This is a genomic window from Sphingomonas asaccharolytica NBRC 15499 (assembly GCF_001598355.1).
GTDB lineage: Bacteria > Pseudomonadota > Alphaproteobacteria > Sphingomonadales > Sphingomonadaceae > Sphingomonas > Sphingomonas asaccharolytica.
Genome location: NZ_BCYU01000004.1, coordinates 1 through 22,193 on the forward strand (window position 1 = coordinate 1; position 22,193 = coordinate 22,193).

Consider the following 22,193-nt stretch of genomic DNA (forward strand, 5'->3'; position numbering starts at 1 on the left):
GGTGCTTCGAGTCAACTGGCACCATGCTTGCAGTACATCGCGCATATGACGACGGATCCCATCACGCTCGGCGCTTTCCTCGACCCAGTCGCGATCGGCATCGTGGCCGGCGGCACCGTGTTCGCGACCTTGTTGCGGACCTCGCTCGGCGATGTCGGCCGCGGTGTTGCCGCGATCGGTACGCTGGCGCGGAAACCGTTCGACGCGACGCCTTTGGTCGACCAGATCGCCGCGCTTGGCCGGATCGCGCGCCGCCATGGCATGCACGCGCTCGACCGCTCGGTGATTGCCGACCGCGATGTCGCCGCGGCGGTCGCCGGGATTGTCGACGGCGCGATGCCCGACGAGATCGCGCGCCAACTCGACGAGCGTCGCCGCGCGCGAATCCTGCGCCACGCCGCCGCCGCCGACATGTGGGCAGGTGCCGCCGAGGTCGCGCCGGCCATGGGCATGGTGGGTACCCTGGTCGGGCTGGTGAAGATGTTCTGGGCGATGACCGACCCCGCCGCGATAGGCGCGGGAATGGCGGTCGCCCTGCTCGCGACACTCTATGGGGCGCTGGTCGCCAATCTGATCGCGATGCCGATCGCGGTGCGCCTGCGCCGCCGTGCTCGCGCCGAAGCGGAAGAGCGTACGCGACTGGTCGCGCCGCTTGCCGCGCTCGCCGAAAAAGGGCGCGTCAAGGCGCCCACCAGTTTCACGCCGGCGGTTTTATGAACGAGACCGATCTCCTCGATCCGCCGCCCGCGCGGCCGCTCTGGCTATGGACGCTGGCCGATCTCGCCTTGTTGCTGGTCGGCTTCTTCGTCCTGGTCCAGGCGACCGATCGCCAGGCACTGGCCAAGGGATTGCGCGAAGGGTTCGGCGGCAAACCGGCGACGACCGCCGCGATCTCCACGCCCGCCGATCCGATCCCGCTCGCTTCCGCTGCCGCGGGGTTCGCTCCCGGATCGGCCAAGATCGTCATCACTGACGGACTGCTCGACTTTGCGATGGAAAGCCTGCGCGATCCGCGCGTGACGCTGCGCATCGCCGGCAGCGCGGAGGGCACGCAGGCCGATAGCGACCCGACCACCGGCAGCGCCCAGATTCTGGCCAGCGACCGCGCCCGCGCCACCGCCAGCTGGCTGATCGCGCACGGCGTTGCCGCCGACCGCATCATGATCGCGACGCCCGGAACGGGGCGCCGCATCGCGCTGGTGACGATGAGCTTCACCGGCGATCCCGTCAGGAAACAACCATGACTCGACCTTTAGCCTTCATCGCGCTGATGCTCGCGGCCAGCCCCGCCACGGCGCAGAATTTCCAGAGCACGACTTTGATCGACAAGGCGGTCGCGGGCTTCACCGGCCATGCGATCGGCGAGTCCGGCGGCGCGCGCACAGTGGTCGACGCCCGGCTGAAGCTTGCGACCTGTCCGATGGTCTCGCTCAACTGGCGTACCGATAGCCACGATTCGGTCGTGGTGACTTGCACTGACCCGCAATGGCGCATCTTCGTACCTGTGATGATGCCGGCACGTCCGACGCCTGCCGCGACGCCGGCAGCGGCACCCGTTGCCGCGGCCAAGGCGGCGATCGTGATCAAGCGCGGCGATCCGGTGACGGTGGTCGCGGGGGATGGCGCCTTTTCGGTGACGCGCGACGGGATCGCTACGACCGATGCCGCGGCCGGCGCGCGCGTGCTGATCCGTGTCCAGGACGGCAAGCCGCCGATCCAGGCGGTCGCGGTCGAGCCGGGCAAAGCAATGATTCCCGGCGCGGAATAATTTTTTCTAAACAATTTGGGCAGGCGGACGTTCGATGATCCAGACACGCTTCAGGGTGGACAATGGTGGACTCGATCGGACCGAAGGGCTCAACGCCCAATGCCCGTATCGCTCCGGTGCTCGGAGCGGCGGCCGCCGCGAAAATCGCGTCGGCCATCGCTACGCCCGAGCAGCAGATGCAGGCGTCGCACCCGGTGGGGCAACTGGCGCAGGAACTCGCCGCCAAGCCGCCGGTGGATGCGGATCGCGTCGACCGGTTTCGCCGGGCGATCGCCGATGGCAGCTTCCAGCCCGACCCACAGAAGGTCGCGGACCGGCTGTTGTCGCTAAGGGGGGAATGGATCGATGACGCGGCGTGATGGCCTGATCAAGGTGATCGACCTGCTTCACGCCGAGATCGCGGCGATGAAGACCAACGATGTCGACGCGCTCGATAAAGCGACCAGTGCGAAGCTGGCCGCGCTCAACGAGCTGGCGGCGATCGATGGCGGCATGCTGGAGCCCGGCGTGCGCGAACTCGCCGAGGAAGCGCACCGGCTGAACGAGACCGCGCGGATCTATTGCAACCTGCTGGCGGCAAATGTCCGTCGCCGCCTGCAAATTCTTGCCGGTGACGCTGCCGGTGGATACCGCGCCAACGGGCATCTTGCTGCGTACGCGTAAGATTTGACTTCGCGGCTCCGGCCCGCTTCCCCACCCGGCCTTCCATAGCATATCCTGACTGGGAGGCCGGGTGGGGGAGCGGGCCGGAGCCGTTTCCTCGGCGTGAGCCGAGCAAAAGACTCCCCCATTAACCAAAACTGGCACGCTGCTTGCTGAGTGATCCCCGTAACAGGGAGCATTCAGCCAAACCCCATGGGCGGCGTCGTAGCACTTACCGGAAATGTCGACCGCGTCAGGACGGCGATCGCGAATGCGAGCCGCTCGACCGGCATGGATTTCGACTATCTGCTCGGCCAGGCCCAGCTCGAAAGCGGGCTGAACCCGGGCGCGCGCGCCGGCACCTCGTCGGCCACCGGGCTCTACCAGTTCATCGACCAATCCTGGCTCGGCATCGTCAAACAGCACGGCGCCGAGAACGGCCTGGGCTGGGCGTCGAACGCCATCACTCGCTCGGGCAATCGCTGGGTGGTGAGCGATCCGCAGATGAAGAGCGCGATCCTCAACCTGCGCAACAATCCCGAAGTCTCCGCAACGATGGCCGCCGAGTTCGCCTCGGACAACCAGGCATCGCTCGAAAGCTCGCTCGGTCGCGGCGCCACCGGCACCGACCTCTACATGGCACACTTCCTCGGCCTGGCCGGGGCCAAGTCGTTCCTGCAGACGATGCAGAGCAATCCCGGCGCGTCGGGCGCGGCGATGTTTCCGGCGGCCGCCCGCGCCAATCGCTCGATCTTCTACGACGCCGGCGGCAATGCCCGCAGCCTGGGCGACATCTATCAACGTTTCGCCGCAAAGCTCGACAAGGGCGCGGCCAAGGTCGGCGCAACCAGCCTGGCCTCCGATGCGCTCGACGGATCGGGCGCGACCGCGTTCGCCAAGGCCTATGGCACCAGCGCGTTCGAGACCGCCAGGGCCAATTTCGCCTCGCTCGCCGCGCAGACCGGGCTCGACGCCAATCTTGGTGGGGCCGAGGTGATCCCGGGCAGCGGCGACACCGGCCGTACCGCCGCCGACTGGGCCAAGGCGGCGCTCGCCCGTGTCAATACCGGTCAGGCGGCCGGCGCGCTCGCGCCGGTGGCCAATACCGGTTCAGTCAACCTTCTCCGGCCGACGCCCGACAATGCGCGGCTGGCCTATCTGATGCTTGCGAGCCTGGGAGCGTAACGCGTGCCGCCTGTCCTGAAGAATCTCCTCGCCGGCAACGCCCGCAACGCCGCCCTTCCGGGCGCGATCCTGCTGCTCGTCGTTTTGATGGTCGTGCCGATCCCGGCCGCCATGCTCGACATCTTCTTCGTCACCAACATCGCGATCAGCCTCGCGGTGCTGATGGTCGCGTTGAACGCGCAGAAGCCGCTCGATTTCTCCGCCTTTCCGACCGTCCTCCTCTTCGCCACTTTGTTCCGCCTCGGCCTCAACGTCGCCTCGACCCGCGTCGTATTGGTCCATGGCCATGAAGGCGAGAGCGCTGCCGGCCATGTCATCGAGGCGTTCGGATCGTTCCTGATCGGCGGCGATTACGTCGTCGGCATCTTCGTCTTCTCGATCCTGGTGATCATCAACCTGATCGTGGTGACCAAGGGCGCGGGGCGCGTGTCGGAAGTGTCGGCGCGCTTCACCCTCGACGCCTTGCCGGGCAAGCAGATGGCGATCGACGCCGATCTCAATGCTGGCCTGATCACGCCCGATGAAGCCAAGGCGCGCCGCATCGAAGTGTCGACCGAGGCCGATTTCTACGGATCGATGGACGGTTCGTCCAAGTTCGTGAAGGGCGACGCGGTCGCCGGCCTGCTGATCCTGTTCGCCAATATCATCGGCGGCCTGATCCTGGGCCCGGTCAGCCACGGCATGACCGTTGGCGCCGCCGCGCATAACTATATCCTGCTGGCGATCGGCGACGCGCTGGTCGCGCAGCTGCCGTCGCTCATGCTCTCGATCGCCGCCGCCGCGATCGTCACTCGCGTCACCTCGAGCCAGGATCTCGCCGGCCAGATCGGTACCCAGTTCGGCTCGGCACGTACCTGGACCCCGGTCGCGGGCATCCTGGGGCTGCTCGGCGTGCTGCCGGGCATGCCGCACCTCGTGCTGCTGGCCGCTGCGGGCATCGCTGGGTTCGCCGCATGGAAGCTGCGCCAGATCGCCCATCGCCCGCCGCCGCCCGCGCCCGCCGCGCCCGCGCCCGATCTGTCGAAGATCGGCTGGGACGAGGTCAGCGACGGCATGCAGATCCATCTCGACATCGGCTATGGCCTGGTGCCGCTGGTCGACGAGCGCCGCGGCGCGCCGCTGATGGGCCGCATCACCGGCGTCCGCCGCCAGCTCTCCAAGGACCTCGGTTTCGTCGTGCCGCAAGTGCGCGTCCGCGACGACATCAACCTCGCGCCTTACACCTATCGCATCATCGTCGGCGGCGTCGTCATCGCCGAGGACCAGGCGTCGGCCGACGAGATGCTCGCGCTCGATACCGGCCAGGGCGTCGGCGAGCTGCGCGGCAAGAAGGCCAAGGACCCGACCTTCGGGCTCGACGCGACCTGGATCCAGCCGGGCGACGCCGATGCCGCGACCGGCCAGGGCTATCTGGTGGTCGACGCCGGCACCGTGGTCGCGACGCACCTCAACCATCAGCTCAGCCAGAATGCGTCCGACATGCTCGGCGCGGACGAGGTCCAGCAGCTGCTCGAGGGTCTGAAGGAGCGCAATCCGCAGCTGGTCGCCGCTTTGACCCCGGCGCCGTTGCCGCTGACCACGCTAACGCAAGTGCTCAAGGGTCTGCTCGCCGAGGGCATCAGCCTCAAGGAATTCCGCCGCATCGCCTCGGCCATCGCGGTCGCCGCGCAACGCACGGTCGACGCCGAAGAGATTATCGAGGCGATCCGTCCCGATCTCGGCGGGCTGATCATCCAGAAATTGTGCGGCGTGCACGAGCCATTGCGCGTGATGACCCTGGAGGGGCAGCTCGAAGGGCTACTCGGCCAGGCGGTCCGCTCGGACCCGTCGCGCCGCCACACGATCGAACCCGATCTCGGCCGCCGTATCGTCGATGCGCTGACCCAAGCCGCGGCGCCGCTCGTCGCCGAAGCCAAGCCGTTCGCGCTCGTCGTCCAGCCCTCGATCCGTCTCGCGATCCGCAAGCTGGTCAAGACCTGCCTCCCCGACACTCCAGTGATGAGTTTCTTCGAAGTGCCTGAAGAGAAATCAGTCGAAGTCGTCGCCGTGATCGGCGCTCCCCAGGCGCTCGCGGCATGAGCGCGGAACCGATGATGGGCGCGTTCGCCAATGCGCAACCGGTCCCGGGGCCGCTGACCTATGGCCGCACCGGTGCCGATATCGACGCTTTGGTGCGCAAGCATTCGCCGCTCGTCCGTCGCATCGCCTGGCACGTCCATGGCAGTATTTCCGGCGTGTGCGAGGTCGAGGATCTGGTCCAGATCGGGCTGGTCGCCTTGGTCGAGGCGATCCACGGCTTCGAGGATCGCGGCCAGGTGACGTTCGAACAATATCTCGCCACGCGCCTGCGCGGCGCGATGATCGATCAGCTCCGCCGCCAGGCGACCCTGACTCGTGGCGCTATGCGCCGGCGCAAGCAATATCAGGAGACGGTCGCCTCGCTGACCGTCGACCGCAAGCCGCCCGCCGAGGCCGATATCGCCGAGAAACTCGGCGTCAGCGTCGAGAAACTGCGCGCCGATTATTCGAGCGCGGAAGCGGTGCGGTTCGACTCGCTGGATGAAGTCTATACCGACGACGGTCCTTGGTTCATGTCCGACGAGCCCGACGCGTTCGAGCAACTCGCCGAGGCCGATCTGCGCGAGACATTGGTCGGCGCGATCGCCGCGTTGCCCGAGCGCGAGGCACAGGTGGTGCAGTTATATTATGTCGAGGAACTCAACCTCGAGGAAATCGGGCATGTGCTCGGTGTCGGTGCGGCGCGGGTGTGCCAGATCAAGGCGTCGGCGCATGCGCGGTTGAAGAAAGTGCTGGCTAAGGCGGTTTGAGGGGAGCGCGGGGGCAAAAGTAGTTTGCGCGCAAATAACCACCTATTTGAACACGATATCCAATTGCCAAGATCCGGCTTCTAATATTCTCTGCCGATCCGGGCAGGGGAGAATTCCATGAGTCGTGCAAAGATCTGGCTGGCGACGTCGGTCGCGACCGCCGCCATTTTGTCATGCAGCGCGCTGGCGCAAGAGACTACGACTTATTCCTATGACGGGTTGGGCCGATTGAAGGGCTCGACGATCACTGGTGGGACCAACAACGGCCGCACAACCGGAACATGTTTCGACGCTGCTGGCAACCGCATGCGCTATGACGTGGCGACGACTTCCCCTGCCGCATGTCCGACGCCGACACCTACGCCCACTCCGTGATTTGCATTCGAGAGGAATTGTGAATCAGCTGGGAGTTGGGGGCAAATCAATGACGTTTTATGAGATTGGATCAATCGGGTTGGCCTTTGTCGCTAAGGCGCGGAGCTTGTTCGCGCTGGCGATAGCATTGCTGATTTTCTCCAGTGGGATAGCGCACGCGCAGCCGCTCACCCCACCCAAGTTTATGACGTTGAGTCCGACGGGCGTTGAACTGTTGACTGGTGTCTACACCATGTCGTCGACCGACCTTTCGATCGGATCGCTGACGCTTGAACGATCGTATTTGGGGTCCGATAGGCCGGGGAGCGGGGCCGGGATGTCCAGTGCCTATTTCGGCAATAGCTGGACGCATAATTTCGACATCTGGGCGCGGAATAATTTTTATAATGGGCAGGAATCGGCCGACGTCGTTATCGGCCGGTCGCCCTACAAATTCTCGGCCTTCGCCGCACACAACCCCTATCCCGATGGCGCCAGTTCCGGGACGACCCTGACGGAGGTCGCCGGCGCGATGATCTTCACCGACCGCGACGGCACGGTTTACCGGTTTCTCCCTACCGTCAACGGCTTTGCCCGGATTTCCACGGTCACCCATCCGGACGGCACGATTCTCACGTTCAGTTATGTATCCAATCTGCCGAAAACGATTGTCAGCAATCGCGGCTATGCCTTGGTATTCGATTATTCCTCGTCGCGCATCACGACGGCATGCGGCTTCAATCTGGCAGTAACCTATGTCACAACTGCCACGACGTGCAGTTCGGCGACGCTCAAGACGAGCTATGGCTATACCGGTTCGAACCTGACGTCAGTGACCGATGTGTCGAACAATGTCGCGCACTATTCTTACAACAGTGACAATTATCTGATCTGCCCCACCGACCCAGGCACGACGACCTGCAAATACACGATCACCATCTCGCCTAATGCCTGGATGACGAGGGTAACCGTCACCAAGCAGGTGGCAGCTGACGGTGCGGAATGGAATTTCGTGTGCAGTTGCGGCGACGAAGCGGCGGCCGATCCCGATAATCTCTCCACCGAAGAATATAGCACGATGACGGAACCCAATGGCGCCACCTCTTCGATGTGGTTCTCTCACAGCGGTTACCCGAGCTATTACCAGAACGAAAACGGCAAGGAATATACTCCGTTCTATGCTAGCGGGGTGCCGCTTTCGATCACGTCCCCGGAAGGGAACCAGACGAATTTCAGCTACAACCCGGCGCTGATCGAGAGCAAGCGGACGTTCGTCGCCAAACCGGGCAGCGGGCTCGCCAATATCGAACAAAGCAGCAAGACTTTTCCGACCTCTTGCACCAATCCGATCATCTGCAACCTGCCCTTGACGGTGACCGACGCAAGGGGCGCCGTGACGACCTATACGTACGATTCCACCCATGGTGGCGTACTGACCGAAACTAAGCCGGCGGACAGCGCAGGGATCAACGCCGTGGTGCGGCACAGTTATGCACAGAAATACGCCTATATCAAAAACAGCGGAGGCGGATATTCGCCGGCGGCGACGCCGGTCTGGGTGTTGGCCGAGGACCGCACCTGCCGGACTACCGCGACCGTTGGCGGGGCGTGCGCGGGCGGCAGTTCAGACGAAGTGGTCACCACATATGATTACGGTCCAGCATCCGGCCCGAACAATCTGTTGTTGCGCGGCGTGGCGGCGACCGCAGACGGAGTCACCCGACGAACCTGTTTCGGCTATGATTGGATGGGTAACAAGATCAGCGAGACCAAGCCGCGTGCCGGTCTGGCGGTGTGCTCGTGAGGCGCGCGATCAACTGGGTCGGCGCAACATGGCGCGCCGGGGCGCTGACCATCGCAGCGTTTGCCGCGATGCCTGCGACCGCACAATCCTCGTCCTCCGACTTCACCTATGCGACGCGCTACGACTTGGCGCGCCGTGTAGTGGGAACGATCGCGCCTGACCCCGACGGCGCCGGCGTAATCAAATTCGCGGCGACGCGCACGACATACGACGCAGCGGGTAACATCATCCGGGTCGAGAAGGGTGAGCTATCAGGCTGGCAGGACGAGACGATTGCGCCCGTTTCATGGAGTGGTTTCACGGTCTTCTCGAAGGTCGAGAGCACCTATGATGTCATGGACCGCAAGACGGTCGAGGCAAATTGGGGCTGGGACGCTTCGACTTCGGCCTGGATCGAAGCGAGCGTCACCCAATATAGCTATGACTCCGTGGGGCGGCTCGAATGCACCGCGCAGCGGATGAACCCGACCACCTGGGGGACATTGCCGGCCTCGGCCTGTACCTTGGCGACGACCAGCAGCACCTACGGCCCCGACCGCATCACCAGGAACGTCTACGACGCTGCCGGGCAAGTGTTGAAGGTGATCAAGGCCTATGGCCAGACGACGGCCAACGGCCTGCCGCAACTCCAACAGGATTACGTCACCGACACCTACACAGACAACGGCAAGCAGAAGACGCTGAAGGATGCCAATGGCAACCTGACCACCTACACTTATGACGGGTTCGACCGGCTGGCCGCCTGGGCGTTCCCGTCGAAGACGGTGACGGGCAGTTCGGCGGCGTGCACGATCGGCACGATCGCCGAGGCGACCGATGGCTTCGGCAACACGGTGGCCGGTCCCTCGGAGACGCGCACTGCCGGCGATGATTGCGAGAAATACGCCTACGACCGCAACGGCAACCGCGCCAAGCTGATGAAGCGCGACGGCAATATCATCCGCTATGGGTTCGACGCGCTCAACCGCGTGACCCATAAGGGCGGCACGGCGGTGGCCGACGTGGATTACACTTACGACCTGACGGGCCATCAGCTGACCGCGACCTATTCGACCGGCGGCAAGGGAATCACCAACATCTATGACAGCTTCGGTGAGCTCAGCAGCACGACCAACAACATGGGCACGACCGCCCGGACGCTCGGCTACACCTACGATGCAGATGGCAACCGGTCGCAGCTGACCTATCCCGACAGCTCATTCTTCACCTACGTTTATGACGGGCTCGACCGGCTGACCACGATCAAGGAAGCCGGCACGACCGCGATCGTGTCGACCCTCTACAACCCGCAACAAACGGTCGCGAGCCAGACGCGCGGCGCGGTGACGACCGCCCTGGGCTACGACGCGGTATCGCGGCCGACGAATTGGGCGGACGATCTGGCGGGCACGACCAGCGATGTGACCAGCACATTCGCCTACAACCCGGCCAGTCAAATCGTCACCAAGACGCGGTCGAACGATGCCTATCGGTTCACCGGCTATGTCAGCGTCAGCCGGCCTTATGCGGTCAACGGGCTCAACCAATATGCGACGGCGGGCTCGGCGAGCTTCACTTATGACGACAACGGCAATCTGACCGGCGACGGCAGCAACACCTATACCTACGACGTCGAAAACCGGATGAAGACGGCCACGGTCGGCGGGGTGGCGGTGACGCTCAACTACGATCCGCTGGGCCGGTTGTGGCAGGTGGTGACGCCGAGCAATATGCTCGAATGGACCTATGACGGCGACTCGCTGGTCATGGAGATGAACGGCGCCAATCCGTACAGGTACGTCCACGGCCCCGGCGACGACGATCCGATGATCCAGTATAACGGTACTGGCTATGGTACGCGCTACAGCCTGGAGCCGGACTATCAGGGTTCGATCGTATCGCTGGCGGATGCGACCGGCGCCAAATACTGGATCAACGCTTTCGACGAATATGGAATTACGCCGACCAGCAATTACGGGCGGTTCCAATATACCGGGCAGGTGTGGCTGCCCGCGATCGGGCTCAATTACTACAAGGCCAGGATGTACTCGCCGACGCTGGGGCGGTTCATGCAGACCGATCCGATCGGGTATAAGGATCAGAATAACCTTTATGCTTATGTCGGGAATGATCCGATCGATGGCAAAGATCCATCGGGCGAGTTGGCTGACGGATGCACTGGCACTCTTTTTTGTAGCGGCTCAGGAGAAGCGCTTTCCGCGAACGGCATTGGCAACTCTGGATATGGAGGAGGGCGCAACCCCACCGCTAATGCGATTGGTGATAAATTTAAAACACGACGTGGAGCCGCCAAAGACGCCGTTGGAAGCACTGTTAACAGGTCCATCCGCGCGAACAGAGAGTTTGGCGGTCGTATCAAAAAGGATTCTAAGGGCAGATATTACGCGACATTGGCGCCGAATGGTTCTGGCACTATGGTAACGCTGCCGCCAGTGGCATCTGATGACGTAGGCGACTGGCACGACCATGGTGACTGGTCGATGAAAGATGCAAGCGGTAACTTGATTAGAACCACGAAGGGCAACGACACGTTTAATAGTGGTGATTTCTCGGGTAGCCAGAGCCCAGCTTACGGCGATCGAGGCGGTATAACAAGCGACGCCGCTGCGGCAGCATTGCTTGGGAACTCCGACTACCGGGGTTACCTAGGAACGCCGGATAAAAACGTCCTTGAATACAATCCAGCAACTAATGCAACTATCAGAATAAAGTGAGGCTTATCATGGCAAAGAGCTGTATACCTTTACTAGCATTCTCGGCTTTTTTGTCAGTGAGCGCCACAGAACCTGTTTATGCAAGCGAAAATATGCAAATCCCAATTAATCTCGGCCCGGCCCTGAGAAGTGCTTTAAATGATTTTTATGATGAAAAGATTGTCGATCGAAGTTGCTACACTATAGATATTGCTGATCTCGACGGATCAATGCGCGTGATATTTCTAGGGAAGCCGAGCACTGAGGGCGCCGTTAGGGGACAGCCGGCCTCGTGCGGGCCGACTATCACATACATTGTTGATAAAACGGGAAGCATCACTAAAAAAACGTATCTCCGTTGATCTTTGTGATGCTGTCTGTCACTCAGGAATTCGGGAATTGGAATTACGGTGACGGGTGTACCCCATCCAAAAGCGCCAAATTGGGAGCCAGTTCGTCTCCGCGGAGGGCGGAACGCGCATAGAGTTGCGCCGTGGCTCGTCTTCCTCGCCTCGTGTTGCCCGGCTATCCCTATCACGTGACCCTGCGCGGCAATCGCTGGCAGCAGGTGTTTTTCGAAAAGGGCGACTACGAGCCTAACTTGAGCTCTTGTCCGACGAGGCGGCGCGATCGGGGCCCGCGATCAGCTTGCGATACCAATGGTAGGACTCCTTCGGCGTCCGGCGTTGCGTGGCGTAATCGACGCGGACGAGACCGAAGCGGGGTCCATAGCCGTCGGCCCACTCGAAATTGTCGAGGATCGACCACACCAGGTACCCGCGCACATCGATGCCGGCATCCATCGCCTTCCTGACCGCGCGGATATGGGCGTCGAGGAACGCGATCCGGTCGGTGTCATGCACGGCTCCCCGCGCTACGGTGTCGGTGAAGGCCGCACCGTTTTCAATGATGACGATCGGAGGCAAAGCGGAGCCGTAGCGATCGCGTAAGCCGAGCAGCATGTCGGTCATGCCTTGCGGGTCGACTGGCCAGCCCATCGCGGTTCGCGCGAATGTCGCCGGTGGCGGCGCTTCCTCGATCGGCTGGGCGCTGCCCGGCGGACTGACGCGCATGAAGTTGGTATTGTAATAATTGACGCCGAGAAAATCGAGCGGCTGGGCGATCGTCTTGAGATCGCCGTCCCGCACCGCCGTCGCGGTGAGCGCGTCCGGCAATTCCTCGGGGTAGCGACCGAGCAGCAGCGGATCGACGTGCAATCCCCAATAATAGAGCGTCATTGCCTGCGCCGCCGGTTCGTCCCGCGCCGGATCGGCCGGCCGTACCATCGCCAAATTCTGGGCGATGCCGATCTGCGCCTTGCGCTTCGCCGTCGCGCGGATCGCCTGAACGGCTTTGCCGTGCGATAACAGCAAGTGATGCGCGACCGGAAACGATTGCTGCATATCGAGCTTCAGTCCCGGCGCGTTGACGCCGAGAACGTGCCCGAGGACGTGGTGCATGAAGGTCTCGTTATGCGTGATCCAGCGCGGCACGCGGTCGCCGAGATGCTCCGCCATGATGTGCGCATAGTCGGCGAACCGGTCGCAGGTGTCGCGGTTCTGCCAGCCGCCGGCATCCTGCAGCTTTTGCGGCAAGTCCCAGTGAAACAGGGTCGGCATCGGCGCGACGCCCTTGGCGAGCAATTCGTCGGTCAGCCGCCAATAGAAATCGAGCCCCTTGGGGTTGGCCGCGCCGCGGCCCTCCGCCTGGATCCGCGGCCAGGCGATCGAGAAACGATAGGTGCGCGCGCCGAGCTGGCTGATCAGCCCCACGTCCTCGCGATACCGATGATAGTGATCGCACGCGATGTCGCCATTGGCGTTACCCGCGACATTGCCGGGTTGGTGGCAGAACGTGTCCCAAATCGATGTGCCGCGACCGTCCTCGTTTACCGCGCCTTCGATCTGATAGGAGGAGGCTGCCACCCCCCACAGAAAATCGGGCGGGAAGGCCGGCATGGCGGGTTGTGCCCCTGGTTTCGACGCCGCGATCAGCCCAGGCGCCGCAATCGTCGCGCCCGCAGCCAGTACGAATTCACGCCTTCGCATGCTCGCCTCTCCCGCCTTCCCATTGTCTCGGCCGCGACGGCACAAGCAGGGTAGCGAACGAGATCAAAGAGCGCGAAGAAACAATAGTCAACGCTATATTTTTCGGGTGAGATCACCGCATTGCACTCATAATCCTAATTCCGATGCGCTGCCCGACTATCCTCCGGCGCCTCGTCTCGCTCCGTCATCCCATAATCGCGCAGCACCCGCGCCACGCGCAGCCTATAATCCGCGAATACCCCGCCGCGGCCCGATGCTTGCGCACGGCGATGGTCCTCGGTGTTGCGCCACGCCGCGACTGCCGCCTCGTCGCGGAAGAAGCTCAGCGACAGGACCTTGCCGGGATTGGTCAGGCTCTCGAACCGCTCGACCGAGATGAACCCGTCGATCGCCTGCAGCTCGGGCTTCAGCCGTGCGGCGATGTCGAGATAGGTGTCGCGCTGTCCCTCGGCGGGTTCGACCTCGAAGATCACCGCGATCATCGGTCGACCCTCGCCAGGAAGATGCGGTCCTCGCACCGGATGAAGCGCTCGCTTTGCGCGAAGGCGAAGTTCTTGCGGCCGAGCGGATGCTCCTTGAGCCGCGCGCGATACGCTTCGTACTCGGCCAGGCTGTCGATGTTGTAGACGCCGTAAGCCGTCGTCGCCGACCCCTCGTGCGGGGCGAAATAGCCGATCAGATCGGCGCCGCACTCGGGGATCGCCTGGCCCCAGGCGCGGGCGTAATCGACGAACGCGTCGCGGCCCCAGGGCTCGATATCGTAGCGGATGAAGCAGGTGATCATTTGGTCTTCCCCAAAGTGTTTGGGCACTTTAGCGATTCCGGCCGCGGCGATGGTTCGGTACAGATCGAACCATGAGAGAAGGCCCCTATATCGCCGAAATCGCCGCGCTGATCGGCGACCCCGCGCGCACCAACATGCTGACCGCGCTGATGGACGGGCGCGCGCTGACGGTGAGCGAGCTGGCGCAGGTCGCGGGCATCACTTTGCCGACCGCCAGCGGGCATATTGCGCGGATGGAGACGGCGGGGCTGCTCGCCGCGGAAAAACAGGGGAGGCATCGCTATTTGCGGCTGTCGGGGTCGGACGTGGCCACCGCACTCGAGGCGCTGATGGAATTGGCCCAGCGCACCGGCGCGGTCAGACTGCGCACGGGGCCGCGCGACCCGGCGCTGCGGGTGGCGCGGGTGTGCTACGACCATCTCGCCGGCGCGCGCGCGGTGGCGGTCGCGGCGAAACTCGCGGACGAGGGGATGATGGTCGACCACGGCCTGACCGATGCCGGCCGCGCGTGGCTCGCCGAGCGCGGCTTCGTGCGCGGGGACGGGCGGCGGCCCTTCTGCCGTACGTGCCTCGACTGGAGCGAGCGGCGGCATCATCTCGGCGGTGCGCTCGGCGCGCAGATCTTGAGCCGAGCGCTCGACGAAGGCTGGGCGCGGCGCGGCGAGGGCAGGGTGATCGACTTCGGCCAGCGCGGCGCGGCGGCGTTCGACCGGTTGTTCGGGCTTTAAATCCCGGCAACGCCCCGCAGCGCTGCCGCGTCGAGCACGCTCAGCGATCGATAGCCCGGCGCGACCCAGCCGCGTTTGGCCAGCGCCAGGATATGTCCGCTCGCCGATTTGCGGCTGAGGCCGCACATCTCGGCGAGATCGGTCTGGGTCACGGGCACTTCGCCACGGTCGTCGGCCAATTGTGCAAGCCGCGCCGCGACGCGCTCGCGTGGCGACAGGCAGAGGTTGAGCGCGGCATTGTGCACCGCGACGTCGAGCTGGTCGTAGAGCAACGCCATTGTCGCCGGCCATGCGCTGGGCTGGCGCGCGGCGATTCCCGGCAAGGCGGCGTCGGGCACCAGCAGCACGCGCGCGGCGCGCTGGGCGCGCGCGGTCACGATCCGCCGCCCGCCGCCGAACCGCCGAGACTGGCCGATCGCCTGGCCCGGCCCTGCCAGCCCGACCAGCACGTCGCGATCGGGACCGACGCTAGCCTCCAGCCGCAGCACGCCGTCGACCACCAGGCACAGGCCCGGCTCCTCGTCGCCTTCCGAATAGATCCATTGCCCGGCGTCGAGTGCGGCGACCCGGCCCGCCGCGATCAGCTCGGCGGCGAGCGCGCGATCGAGCGCGGCAAACCAGCGGCCGCGGCGCAGGACTTCAAGCAATTCCATCGTTCGATTGTTACGATCGTAGCAATCGTGTCGCAAGCCGCGCTGTATTTAAATCGGCAAAGGAGAGGAATCATGACCATCCAGATTCGCCCGATCACCGCTCATTGCGGCGCCGAAGCCAGTGGCATCGACCTGCGCAATCTCGACGACAGCGGCATCGACGCGCTCAAGGCCGCGGTCGCCGAACGCGGCGTGCTGTTCGTGCGCGACCAAGAGCTCAGCCCCGAGGATCACATCGCCTTCGCGCGCCGCTGGGGCACGATCGACATCAACAACTACTTCCCGGCGAACGGCGGCCATCCCGAGATCGCCGAAGTGCGCAAGGCGGAAACCCAGACCACCAATATCGGCGGCGGCTGGCATACCGATCATAGTTACGATCAGGTCCCGGCGATGGGCTCGATCCTGCTCGCCCGCGAAACGCCGCCAACTGGCGGCGACACGCTGTTTTCCAGCCTGGGTGCTGCCTACGATTCGCTATCGGACGGATTGAAGGTGACGCTCGAGGGGCTGCGCGCGGTGCATTCGGCCGACCACATCTACGGCCATGACGGCATCTACGCGAAGACCGATCAGGCCGCCGACCTCAAAGGGCATGAGATCCGCGCCAATGCGGTCCATCCGGTGGTGATCCGCCACCCTGTGACGGGCCGCAAGATCCTCTACGTCAATCCCGCCTTCACGCTCCATTTCGAAGGCTGGACGCGCGAGGAGAGCATGCCGCTGCTGGCGTATCTCTATTCGGTCGCGATGCGGCCGGAATTCCAGTGCCGCCTGCAATGGGCACCGGGCTCGCTCGCGATCTGGGACAATCGCTCGACCTGGCATTGCGCGATGAACGATTATCAGGGGCACCGACGGGTGATGCACCGGATCACGATTTCGGGGGTGGCGTTGAACTAAGAGGACGCGGCCAAATTCCCTCTCCCTTGGGAGAAGGAGGGAGCGCCGAAGGCGCGGAAGGGCGAGGGCAGCATTCGGCGCCCCGTCCTGCCCTCACCTTCCCACTCGGCTGCGCCAAGCGGGCCCCTTCCTCTCCCACAGGGAGAGGAGTTTTCCGCTACTTCATCAGCACCAGTTCCTCCGCCATCGTCGGATGCAGCGCCACGGTCTGATCGAACGCATCCTTGGTCAGCCCCGCCTTCACCGCGACCGCTGCCGCCTGCAGGATCTCGGCGGCCTCGGGTCCGATCATGTGGATGCCGAGGATCTTGTTGGTCTCGCCGTCGCAGATCATCTTGTAGAGCGCGCGCTCGTTGCGGCCCGCCAGGACGTTCTTCATCGGGCGAAAGTCGCTGACATAGACTTTGACCGAGCCGAATTTTATCTTGGCCTGGCTCTCTGTTAGCCCGACGCCGGCCATCTGCGGATGGCTGAACACCGCGGCGGGGACGCAATCATAGTCGACCCGGGTCGGCTTGTTGCCGAAGATCGTATCGGCGAACGCCTGGCCTTCGCGGATCGCGACCGGGGTCAGCTGGATGCGGTCGGTGACGTCGCCGACCGCATAGATGCTCGGGACGCTCGAGCGATTGTCCTCGTCGACCCGGATCGCGCCCTTTTCGTTGAGCTCGACTCCCGCCGCGTCGAGCCCCAAATTCTCCGTATTGGGCACGCGGCCGGTCGCGAACATCACGCAATCGACCTCGATCGGCGCGTGGTTCGACATCGAGACCTTGAGCGACCCGTCGGCCTGCTTCTCGATCCCCTCGAACTTGGCGTTGAAGCGGAAATCCAGGCCCTTCATCATACTGATCTGGAGCAGGCGATCGCGGATCTGTTCGTCATAGCCGCGCAGAATCTGGTCGCTGCGGTTGATCAACGTCACCTTGGCGCCGAATTCGTTGAAAATGCCGGCGAATTCGTTGGCGATATAGCCCGCGCCGGCGATCAGGATGCGCTTGGGCACGCTCTCCAGATGGAACGCCTCGTTGGAGGTGATGCCGTATTCGTGACCGGGACAGGTCGGGATGTGCGGCCGCGCGCCGGTCGCGATCAATATGTATTTGGAGGTAACCTCGCGTCCGGATGCCAGCCGGATATTATTGGGACCGGTCAGCTCGGCGCGCTCGTTGATGACCTCGACCTTATGGCTGTCGAGCGTGGTGTTGTACGCTTTGCTGATCCGGTCGACTTCCTCGAACACGTTGCCGGTCAGCGTCTTCCAGTCGAACTTGCAGTCGGCAGGCACGTCCCAGCCGAAGCGCCGTGCGTCTGCCAGATCCTCGGCGAAATGCGCGCCGTAGACGAGCAGCTTCTTGGGCACGCAGCCGCGGATCACGCAGGTGCCGCCGACGCGATATTCCTCCGCCGCCGCAACCCGCGCGCCATGCGCGGCCGCGACGCGCGCCGCGCGCGTGCCGCCCGATCCGATGCCGATGACGAACAGGTCGTAGTCGTAGTCAGCCATTCACTCTTCCTTCGTCACCCAGCGAACGCTGGGGTCTCGTGCCGTATTTCCCCGCCTGAGATCCCCGCTTTCGCGGGATGACGGATCGTTACCCAAATGCCCGCTTGATCAGATCCTGGGTGGAGGCGTCGAAATCGCCGCCGCCCTTGGCCGCCGCCTTGGCCATTTCCTTGCCCAGCTCCACCCCGAACTGATCGAACGAATTGATCCCGAGCAGCACGCCCGACACGAACACGCGATGCTCGTGATAAGCGATCAGCGCGCCCAATGTGCGCGCATCGAGTTCTTCGAGCAGCAAGGTGGTCGATGGCCGGTCGCCCGGATAGGCGCGGGCCAGGTCGTCGGGATTCTCGCGCCCCTTCATCAGCGCGGCGCCTTGCGCGAACATGCTGTTGAGCAAGGTCTTGTGGTGATCCTCGCTCAGCGTATCGGCCTGCTCGATCACCCCGATGAATTCGAGCGGGACGAGGTGCGTGCCCTGGTGGAGCAACTGGAACACCGCATGCTGCTGGTCGGTGCCGACTCCGCCCCAGGTGATCGGCGCGGTCGGACGGCCGACAGGCTTGCCCTCGATCGTCGCACCCTTGCCGTTCGATTCCATCTCGAGCTGCTGGAGATAGGACGGGAGCAGCCGCAGCCGCTCGTCGTAACAGAAGACGCCGCGCGTCTCGCAGCCGAACGCCTGGGTGTAGAGCAGGTCGGCAAAGGCGGCGAGCGCGGGGACATTCTCGTGCAGCGCCGACAGCCGGAAATGCCGGTCCATCTCGGCAGCGCCCTCGAGCAGTTCGGAGAAGGCGTCCCAACCGAGCGCCATCGCCGCCGGAAAACCGATCGACGACCAGAGCGAATAGCGCCCGCCGACCGTGTCCGCGAAGGGCAGCACGCGTGTTTCGTCGACACCCCATTCGATCGCCTTGTCGGGATCGGCGGTCAGCGCGACGACGCGGCCATAGGGGTCCTCGACCCCGCCCGTCTGCATCCACTCGATCACGCTTTCGGCGTTGAGCATCGTCTCGGTGGTGGTGAAGGTCTTCGACGCGATCGCCAGCACGGTCGCGCTCGGGTCGAACCGCTTGAACGCTTCCTCCAGCGCCAGTCCGTCGACGTTGGAGACGATCGCCACCTCATAGCGATTGGCGTCGCGGCCCAGCGCATCGATCAGCAGATCAGGGCCGAGCGCCGACCCGCCGATCCCGACGTGCAGGATATTGCGGATTGGCCCCAGCGCCTCGGCCTCGATCGCGTCGATCAGCGCGCGCATCCGCGCGTGGAGCGCCTGCGCGCTGGCGACGTCGTCCTTTGAGCCCTCTCCCCGCTCGGCGGTGTGGGTGACCGCGCGGCCCTCGGTGACGTTGATCACCTCGCCAGTGAACAGGGCCTCGCGCTTGCCGGCCAGGTCGCTCGCCTTGGCCAGCTTCTCGAACGCCTTGATCGCCTCGTCGGTCAAATGGGTTTTCGACCAGTCGAAATGGATGCCGGAAACGTCGGCCGAATATTTGCCCAGCCGCTCGGGATCGTCTGCGAACAGCTTGGTCAGGGGGATGCGCTTCAGCGCCTCGATCTCGCTCCAATCGGCCATGTTTGGGTTCCTTATTCGACTCTGGGGCCTCAATGGGCGTTCCGGCCGTCCCGTTCAAGGAACCACGCCCTCCTTGACGCGCGCAACGCGGATGCGCAAACCGCGCGCCATGACCGATACACCTCAGGCGACCCCCTCCGACGCCGCGCCCGATCCCGTTGTGGCGCCCGCCGGCACGCCTGCGTCCGCCGCGAAGAAACCCAAGAAGGAAGAAGATTGGAAGGACACGTTCAGCTTCATCATCAAGCTGGTCGTCGTCGTGGTGATCTTCCGCAGCTTCCTGTTCTCGCCTTTCTCGATCCCGTCGCAATCGATGCTGCCGCGGCTCTATATCGGCGACTATCTGTTCATCTCGAAATGGAATTACGGCTTTTCCAAGCACTCGCTGCCGTTCAGCGTGCCGCTGATCCCGGGGCGCATCCTCGGCCGTAACCCGGCGCCGGGTGACGTCGTGGTGTTCAAGGCGCCGCCGGGTAACGACCAGGATTATATCAAGCGCGTCATCGGCCTGCCCGGCGACACGATCCAGATGCGCCACGGCCAGTTGATCCTGAACGGCGTCGCGGTGCCCAAGGTGCGCGTCGCCGACTTCGTCATCCCGCTCACGCCCAATTATCCCGCCGGCAAGGAATGCCCTGCCGAATTCCAGGCGACCGACAGCGCGGGCACGCCGATCTGCCGCTATATGCAGTTCAAGGAAACCCTGCCCAACGGCGTCAGCTACACTGTGCTCGACCGCGGCGAATTCCCCGACCGCGACGATACCGACGTTTATAACGTGCCAGCCGGCCACGTCTTCCTGATGGGCGACAATCGCGACGATTCGGGCGACAGCCGCTTCCCCGCGCAGGAGAATGGCGCGATCGGCATGGTCCCGCTGGAGAATCTGGAGGGTAAGGCCGTCGTCACCTTCTGGTCGACCGACGGCAATGCGCAATGGCTGCTGCCCTGGACCTGGTTCACGGCGGCGCGCTGGAGCCGGCTGGGACAGGGCTTTTGACCACTGCCCCTCGATCGGGGAATAGCCAGGTGACGACCAAGGAACTTGCCGGCTGGATCGCTGCGACCTTCGGCCGCGCGCCCGGCGACCTGGCGCGGTTCGAGCGCGCGCTGACGCACGGCAGCCAGGCGAGCGCGAATTACGAGCGGCTCGAATTCCTTGGTGACCGCGTGCTCGGGCTGGCCATGGCCGAATGGCTGTACGAACTGTTCCCCGATGAGCCCGAGGGCAGCTTGTCGAAACGCCTCAACGCGTTGGTCACCGGTCCGGTTTGCGCCGACATCGCGCGCGAGATCGGGGTGCGGCCCTTCCTCGGGCTGGGCAAACAGGCGCGCGACGATGGCGCCGCCGACAGCGACAATGTGCTGGGCGATGTGATGGAGGCGCTGATCGGCGCTCTCTATCTCGACGGCGGGTTCGAGCCGGCGCGCGATTTCGTCCGCGCGCGCTGGGCCGATCGCGTCCATGCCGATGCGCGTGCGCCGCAACACCCCAAATCGGCGCTGCAGGAATGGGCCGCCGCGCACAACCGCAAGACGCCGGTCTATGAAGTGATCGAGCGCTCGGGCCCGCAGCACGCGCCACGCTTCAACGTGCGGGTCAGTTTGGGCGCGTTCGCCAGCGCCGAGGCTGAAGGATCGAGCAAGCAGGAAGCGGAAACCGCCGCCGCCCGCGTGCTGCTCGCGCGGGTGCAGCCATGACGCAGCATTGCGGCCTGGTCGCGGTGCTCGGCGCGCCCAATGCCGGCAAGTCGACCTTGGTCAATGCGTTGGTCGGGCAGAAGGTGGCGATCGTCAGCCCCAAGGCGCAGACCACGCGGACGAGGCTGCTCGGGGTGGCGATCGAGGGTGAGACGCAGATCCTGCTGGTCGACACGCCGGGCATCTTCGAGCCGCAGCGCCGGTTCGACCGCGCGATGGTCGCGGCGGCCTGGGGCGGGACCGAGGGCGCCGATGTGACTGCCTTGGTTGTCGATGCCAAGGGCGGGCTCGGCCCCAAGGTGATGCCGATCGTCGAGAGCATCGCCGGCCGCCCCGAACGCAAATTCCTGATCCTCAACAAGGTCGACATCGCCGACAAGGCGCGGCTGCTGGTCCATGCCGAGCGGATCAACGCGGCGACGCATTTCGACGAGACCTTCTTCGTCTCGGCCTCGACCGGCGACGGTTTGCCGGAGCTCAAGAAGGCGCTCGCCTACAACATGCCCGAGGGGCCGTGGCATTTTCCCGAGGACCAGGTCAGCGACGCGACCGAGCGTGCGATGGCGGCTGAGGTGACGCGCGAGCAGCTCTACCTCCAGCTCCATGCCGAACTGCCCTATGCCAGCGCGGTCGAGACCGAGGCATTCACCGAGCGCGAGGACGGATCGGTTGAGATACGCCAGCAGATCCTGGTCGAACGCCCGACGCAACGCGCGATCGTGCTGGGCAAGGGCGGCAGCCGGATCAAAGAGATCGGCGCGCGGGCGCGGGCGCAATTGAACGAATTGCTCGATCGCCCGGTCCACCTCTACCTCCACGTCAAGGTGAAGCCGGGTTGGGACGAGGATCGCGAGGTCTATCGCGATATCGGGCTGGATTGGGTGGATTAGCCTACCGTCAGTGCGACGTACTTCCGGCACCCGGCTTACTCTTCCGTCACGTCAGCGTACCCTCCCGTTACCCCAACATACTTCCGTCACCCCAGCGAAAGCTGGGGTCTCGTGCGGGTATGCGAT

At 64.2% G+C, this 22,193-nt stretch carries 22 protein-coding genes; 16 read left to right on the top strand and 6 right to left on the bottom strand.

What is annotated here, in order from left to right:
• The first annotated feature begins 45 nt into the window (after window positions 1–45).
• From SAS01S_RS01695 to SAS01S_RS01740, 11 genes are all read left to right on the top strand, one after another.
• Window positions 46–717 carry a motility protein A gene (locus SAS01S_RS01695; RefSeq protein ID WP_174544930.1) on the top strand — a complete coding sequence of 224 codons (672 nt, stop codon included), beginning with the start codon at window positions 46–48 and terminating at the stop codon, window positions 715–717.
• Window positions 714–1,244 (top strand): OmpA family protein, encoded by a 531-nt coding sequence (locus SAS01S_RS01700; protein ID WP_066803838.1) that lies wholly within the window; start codon window positions 714–716, stop codon window positions 1,242–1,244. The genes SAS01S_RS01695 and SAS01S_RS01700 overlap by 4 nt, the downstream gene beginning before the upstream one ends.
• Complete coding sequence (locus SAS01S_RS01705; protein ID WP_066803841.1) at window positions 1,241–1,768, top strand: flagella basal body P-ring formation protein FlgA; 528 nt, start codon at window positions 1,241–1,243, stop codon at window positions 1,766–1,768. The genes SAS01S_RS01700 and SAS01S_RS01705 overlap by 4 nt, the downstream gene beginning before the upstream one ends.
• Window positions 1,769–1,830: 62 nt before the next feature.
• Complete coding sequence (gene flgM, locus SAS01S_RS01710; protein ID WP_066803844.1) at window positions 1,831–2,127, top strand: flagellar biosynthesis anti-sigma factor FlgM; 297 nt, start codon at window positions 1,831–1,833, stop codon at window positions 2,125–2,127.
• On the top strand, window positions 2,114–2,431 hold the full coding sequence (locus SAS01S_RS01715) for a hypothetical protein (RefSeq protein WP_066803847.1): 318 nt from the start codon (window positions 2,114–2,116) through the stop codon (window positions 2,429–2,431). Before flgM ends, SAS01S_RS01715 begins: the two co-directional genes overlap by 14 nt.
• Before the next feature lie 192 nt (window positions 2,432–2,623).
• Window positions 2,624–3,595: a hypothetical protein gene (locus SAS01S_RS01720; RefSeq protein ID WP_066803849.1), complete on the top strand. Its 972-nt coding sequence runs from the start codon at window positions 2,624–2,626 to the stop codon at window positions 3,593–3,595.
• Window positions 3,596–3,598: 3 nt separating this feature from the next.
• Window positions 3,599–5,674, top strand: coding sequence for a flagellar biosynthesis protein FlhA (flhA, locus tag SAS01S_RS01725; RefSeq protein ID WP_281179303.1), 2,076 nt, complete (start codon window positions 3,599–3,601; stop codon window positions 5,672–5,674).
• Window positions 5,671–6,423 (top strand): sigma-70 family RNA polymerase sigma factor, encoded by a 753-nt coding sequence (locus tag SAS01S_RS01730; protein ID WP_157082617.1) that lies wholly within the window; start codon window positions 5,671–5,673, stop codon window positions 6,421–6,423. Before flhA ends, SAS01S_RS01730 begins: the two co-directional genes overlap by 4 nt.
• A gap of 117 nt (window positions 6,424–6,540) precedes the next feature.
• Complete coding sequence (locus SAS01S_RS22340) at window positions 6,541–6,798, top strand: hypothetical protein (protein WP_245656712.1); 258 nt, start codon at window positions 6,541–6,543, stop codon at window positions 6,796–6,798.
• A gap of 106 nt (window positions 6,799–6,904) precedes the next feature.
• Window positions 6,905–8,581 (top strand): hypothetical protein, encoded by a 1,677-nt coding sequence (locus tag SAS01S_RS01735; protein ID WP_157082618.1) that lies wholly within the window; start codon window positions 6,905–6,907, stop codon window positions 8,579–8,581.
• Window positions 8,578–11,295 carry an RHS repeat-associated core domain-containing protein gene (locus SAS01S_RS01740; RefSeq protein WP_157082619.1) on the top strand — a complete coding sequence of 906 codons (2,718 nt, stop codon included), beginning with the start codon at window positions 8,578–8,580 and terminating at the stop codon, window positions 11,293–11,295. Before SAS01S_RS01735 ends, SAS01S_RS01740 begins: the two co-directional genes overlap by 4 nt.
• A 575-nt stretch (window positions 11,296–11,870) precedes the next feature.
• Here SAS01S_RS01740 and SAS01S_RS01745 read toward each other — a convergent pair.
• The 3 genes from SAS01S_RS01745 to SAS01S_RS01755 form a co-directional block, all read right to left on the bottom strand.
• On the bottom strand, window positions 11,871–13,322 hold the full coding sequence (locus SAS01S_RS01745) for a GH1 family beta-glucosidase (RefSeq protein WP_218016230.1): 1,452 nt from the start codon (window positions 13,320–13,322) through the stop codon (window positions 11,871–11,873).
• A gap of 134 nt (window positions 13,323–13,456) precedes the next feature.
• Window positions 13,457–13,804, bottom strand: a complete 348-nt coding sequence (locus SAS01S_RS01750; protein ID WP_066803861.1) for an antibiotic biosynthesis monooxygenase family protein — start codon at window positions 13,802–13,804, stop codon at window positions 13,457–13,459.
• On the bottom strand, window positions 13,801–14,106 hold the full coding sequence (locus SAS01S_RS01755; RefSeq protein WP_066803864.1) for an NIPSNAP family protein: 306 nt from the start codon (window positions 14,104–14,106) through the stop codon (window positions 13,801–13,803). Before SAS01S_RS01755 ends, SAS01S_RS01750 begins: the two co-directional genes overlap by 4 nt.
• Before the next feature lie 71 nt (window positions 14,107–14,177).
• Between SAS01S_RS01755 and SAS01S_RS01760 the strand changes: the two genes are divergently transcribed.
• Complete coding sequence (locus SAS01S_RS01760; protein ID WP_066803866.1) at window positions 14,178–14,834, top strand: ArsR/SmtB family transcription factor; 657 nt, start codon at window positions 14,178–14,180, stop codon at window positions 14,832–14,834.
• On the opposite strand, the gene SAS01S_RS01765 is transcribed toward SAS01S_RS01760, so the two are convergent.
• A complete protein-coding gene (locus SAS01S_RS01765) occupies window positions 14,831–15,487 on the bottom strand; it encodes a Crp/Fnr family transcriptional regulator (RefSeq protein WP_066803869.1) in 657 nt (218 codons plus the stop codon). The genes SAS01S_RS01760 and SAS01S_RS01765 overlap by 4 nt on opposite strands.
• A 72-nt stretch (window positions 15,488–15,559) precedes the next feature.
• Between SAS01S_RS01765 and SAS01S_RS01770 the strand changes: the two genes are divergently transcribed.
• Window positions 15,560–16,390, top strand: a complete 831-nt coding sequence (locus SAS01S_RS01770; protein WP_066803872.1) for a TauD/TfdA dioxygenase family protein — start codon at window positions 15,560–15,562, stop codon at window positions 16,388–16,390.
• A 157-nt stretch (window positions 16,391–16,547) separates the two neighbouring features.
• Here SAS01S_RS01770 and gorA read toward each other — a convergent pair whose 3' ends face one another.
• Together gorA and pgi are read right to left on the bottom strand one after the other, a co-directional pair.
• A complete protein-coding gene (gene gorA / locus SAS01S_RS01775; protein ID WP_066803873.1) occupies window positions 16,548–17,897 on the bottom strand; it encodes a glutathione-disulfide reductase in 1,350 nt (449 codons plus the stop codon).
• Between the two features lie 88 nt (window positions 17,898–17,985).
• Entirely contained in the window at window positions 17,986–19,476 is a 1,491-nt protein-coding gene (pgi, locus tag SAS01S_RS01780; RefSeq protein ID WP_066803876.1) for a glucose-6-phosphate isomerase, read from the bottom strand.
• Between the two features lie 109 nt (window positions 19,477–19,585).
• Here pgi and lepB point away from each other — a divergent pair, with 109 nt between their 5' ends.
• From lepB to era, 3 genes are read left to right on the top strand one after another with little or no spacing between them, the layout of a single operon-like run.
• A complete protein-coding gene (lepB, locus tag SAS01S_RS01785; protein ID WP_066804060.1) occupies window positions 19,586–20,476 on the top strand; it encodes a signal peptidase I in 891 nt (296 codons plus the stop codon).
• Window positions 20,413–21,177, top strand: a complete 765-nt coding sequence (rnc, locus tag SAS01S_RS01790) for a ribonuclease III (protein WP_084238388.1) — start codon at window positions 20,413–20,415, stop codon at window positions 21,175–21,177. Before lepB ends, rnc begins: the two co-directional genes overlap by 64 nt.
• Window positions 21,174–22,067 carry a GTPase Era gene (gene era / locus SAS01S_RS01795; protein ID WP_066803880.1) on the top strand — a complete coding sequence of 298 codons (894 nt, stop codon included), beginning with the start codon at window positions 21,174–21,176 and terminating at the stop codon, window positions 22,065–22,067. The genes rnc and era overlap by 4 nt, the downstream gene beginning before the upstream one ends.
• Window positions 22,068–22,193 lie beyond the last annotated feature (126 nt).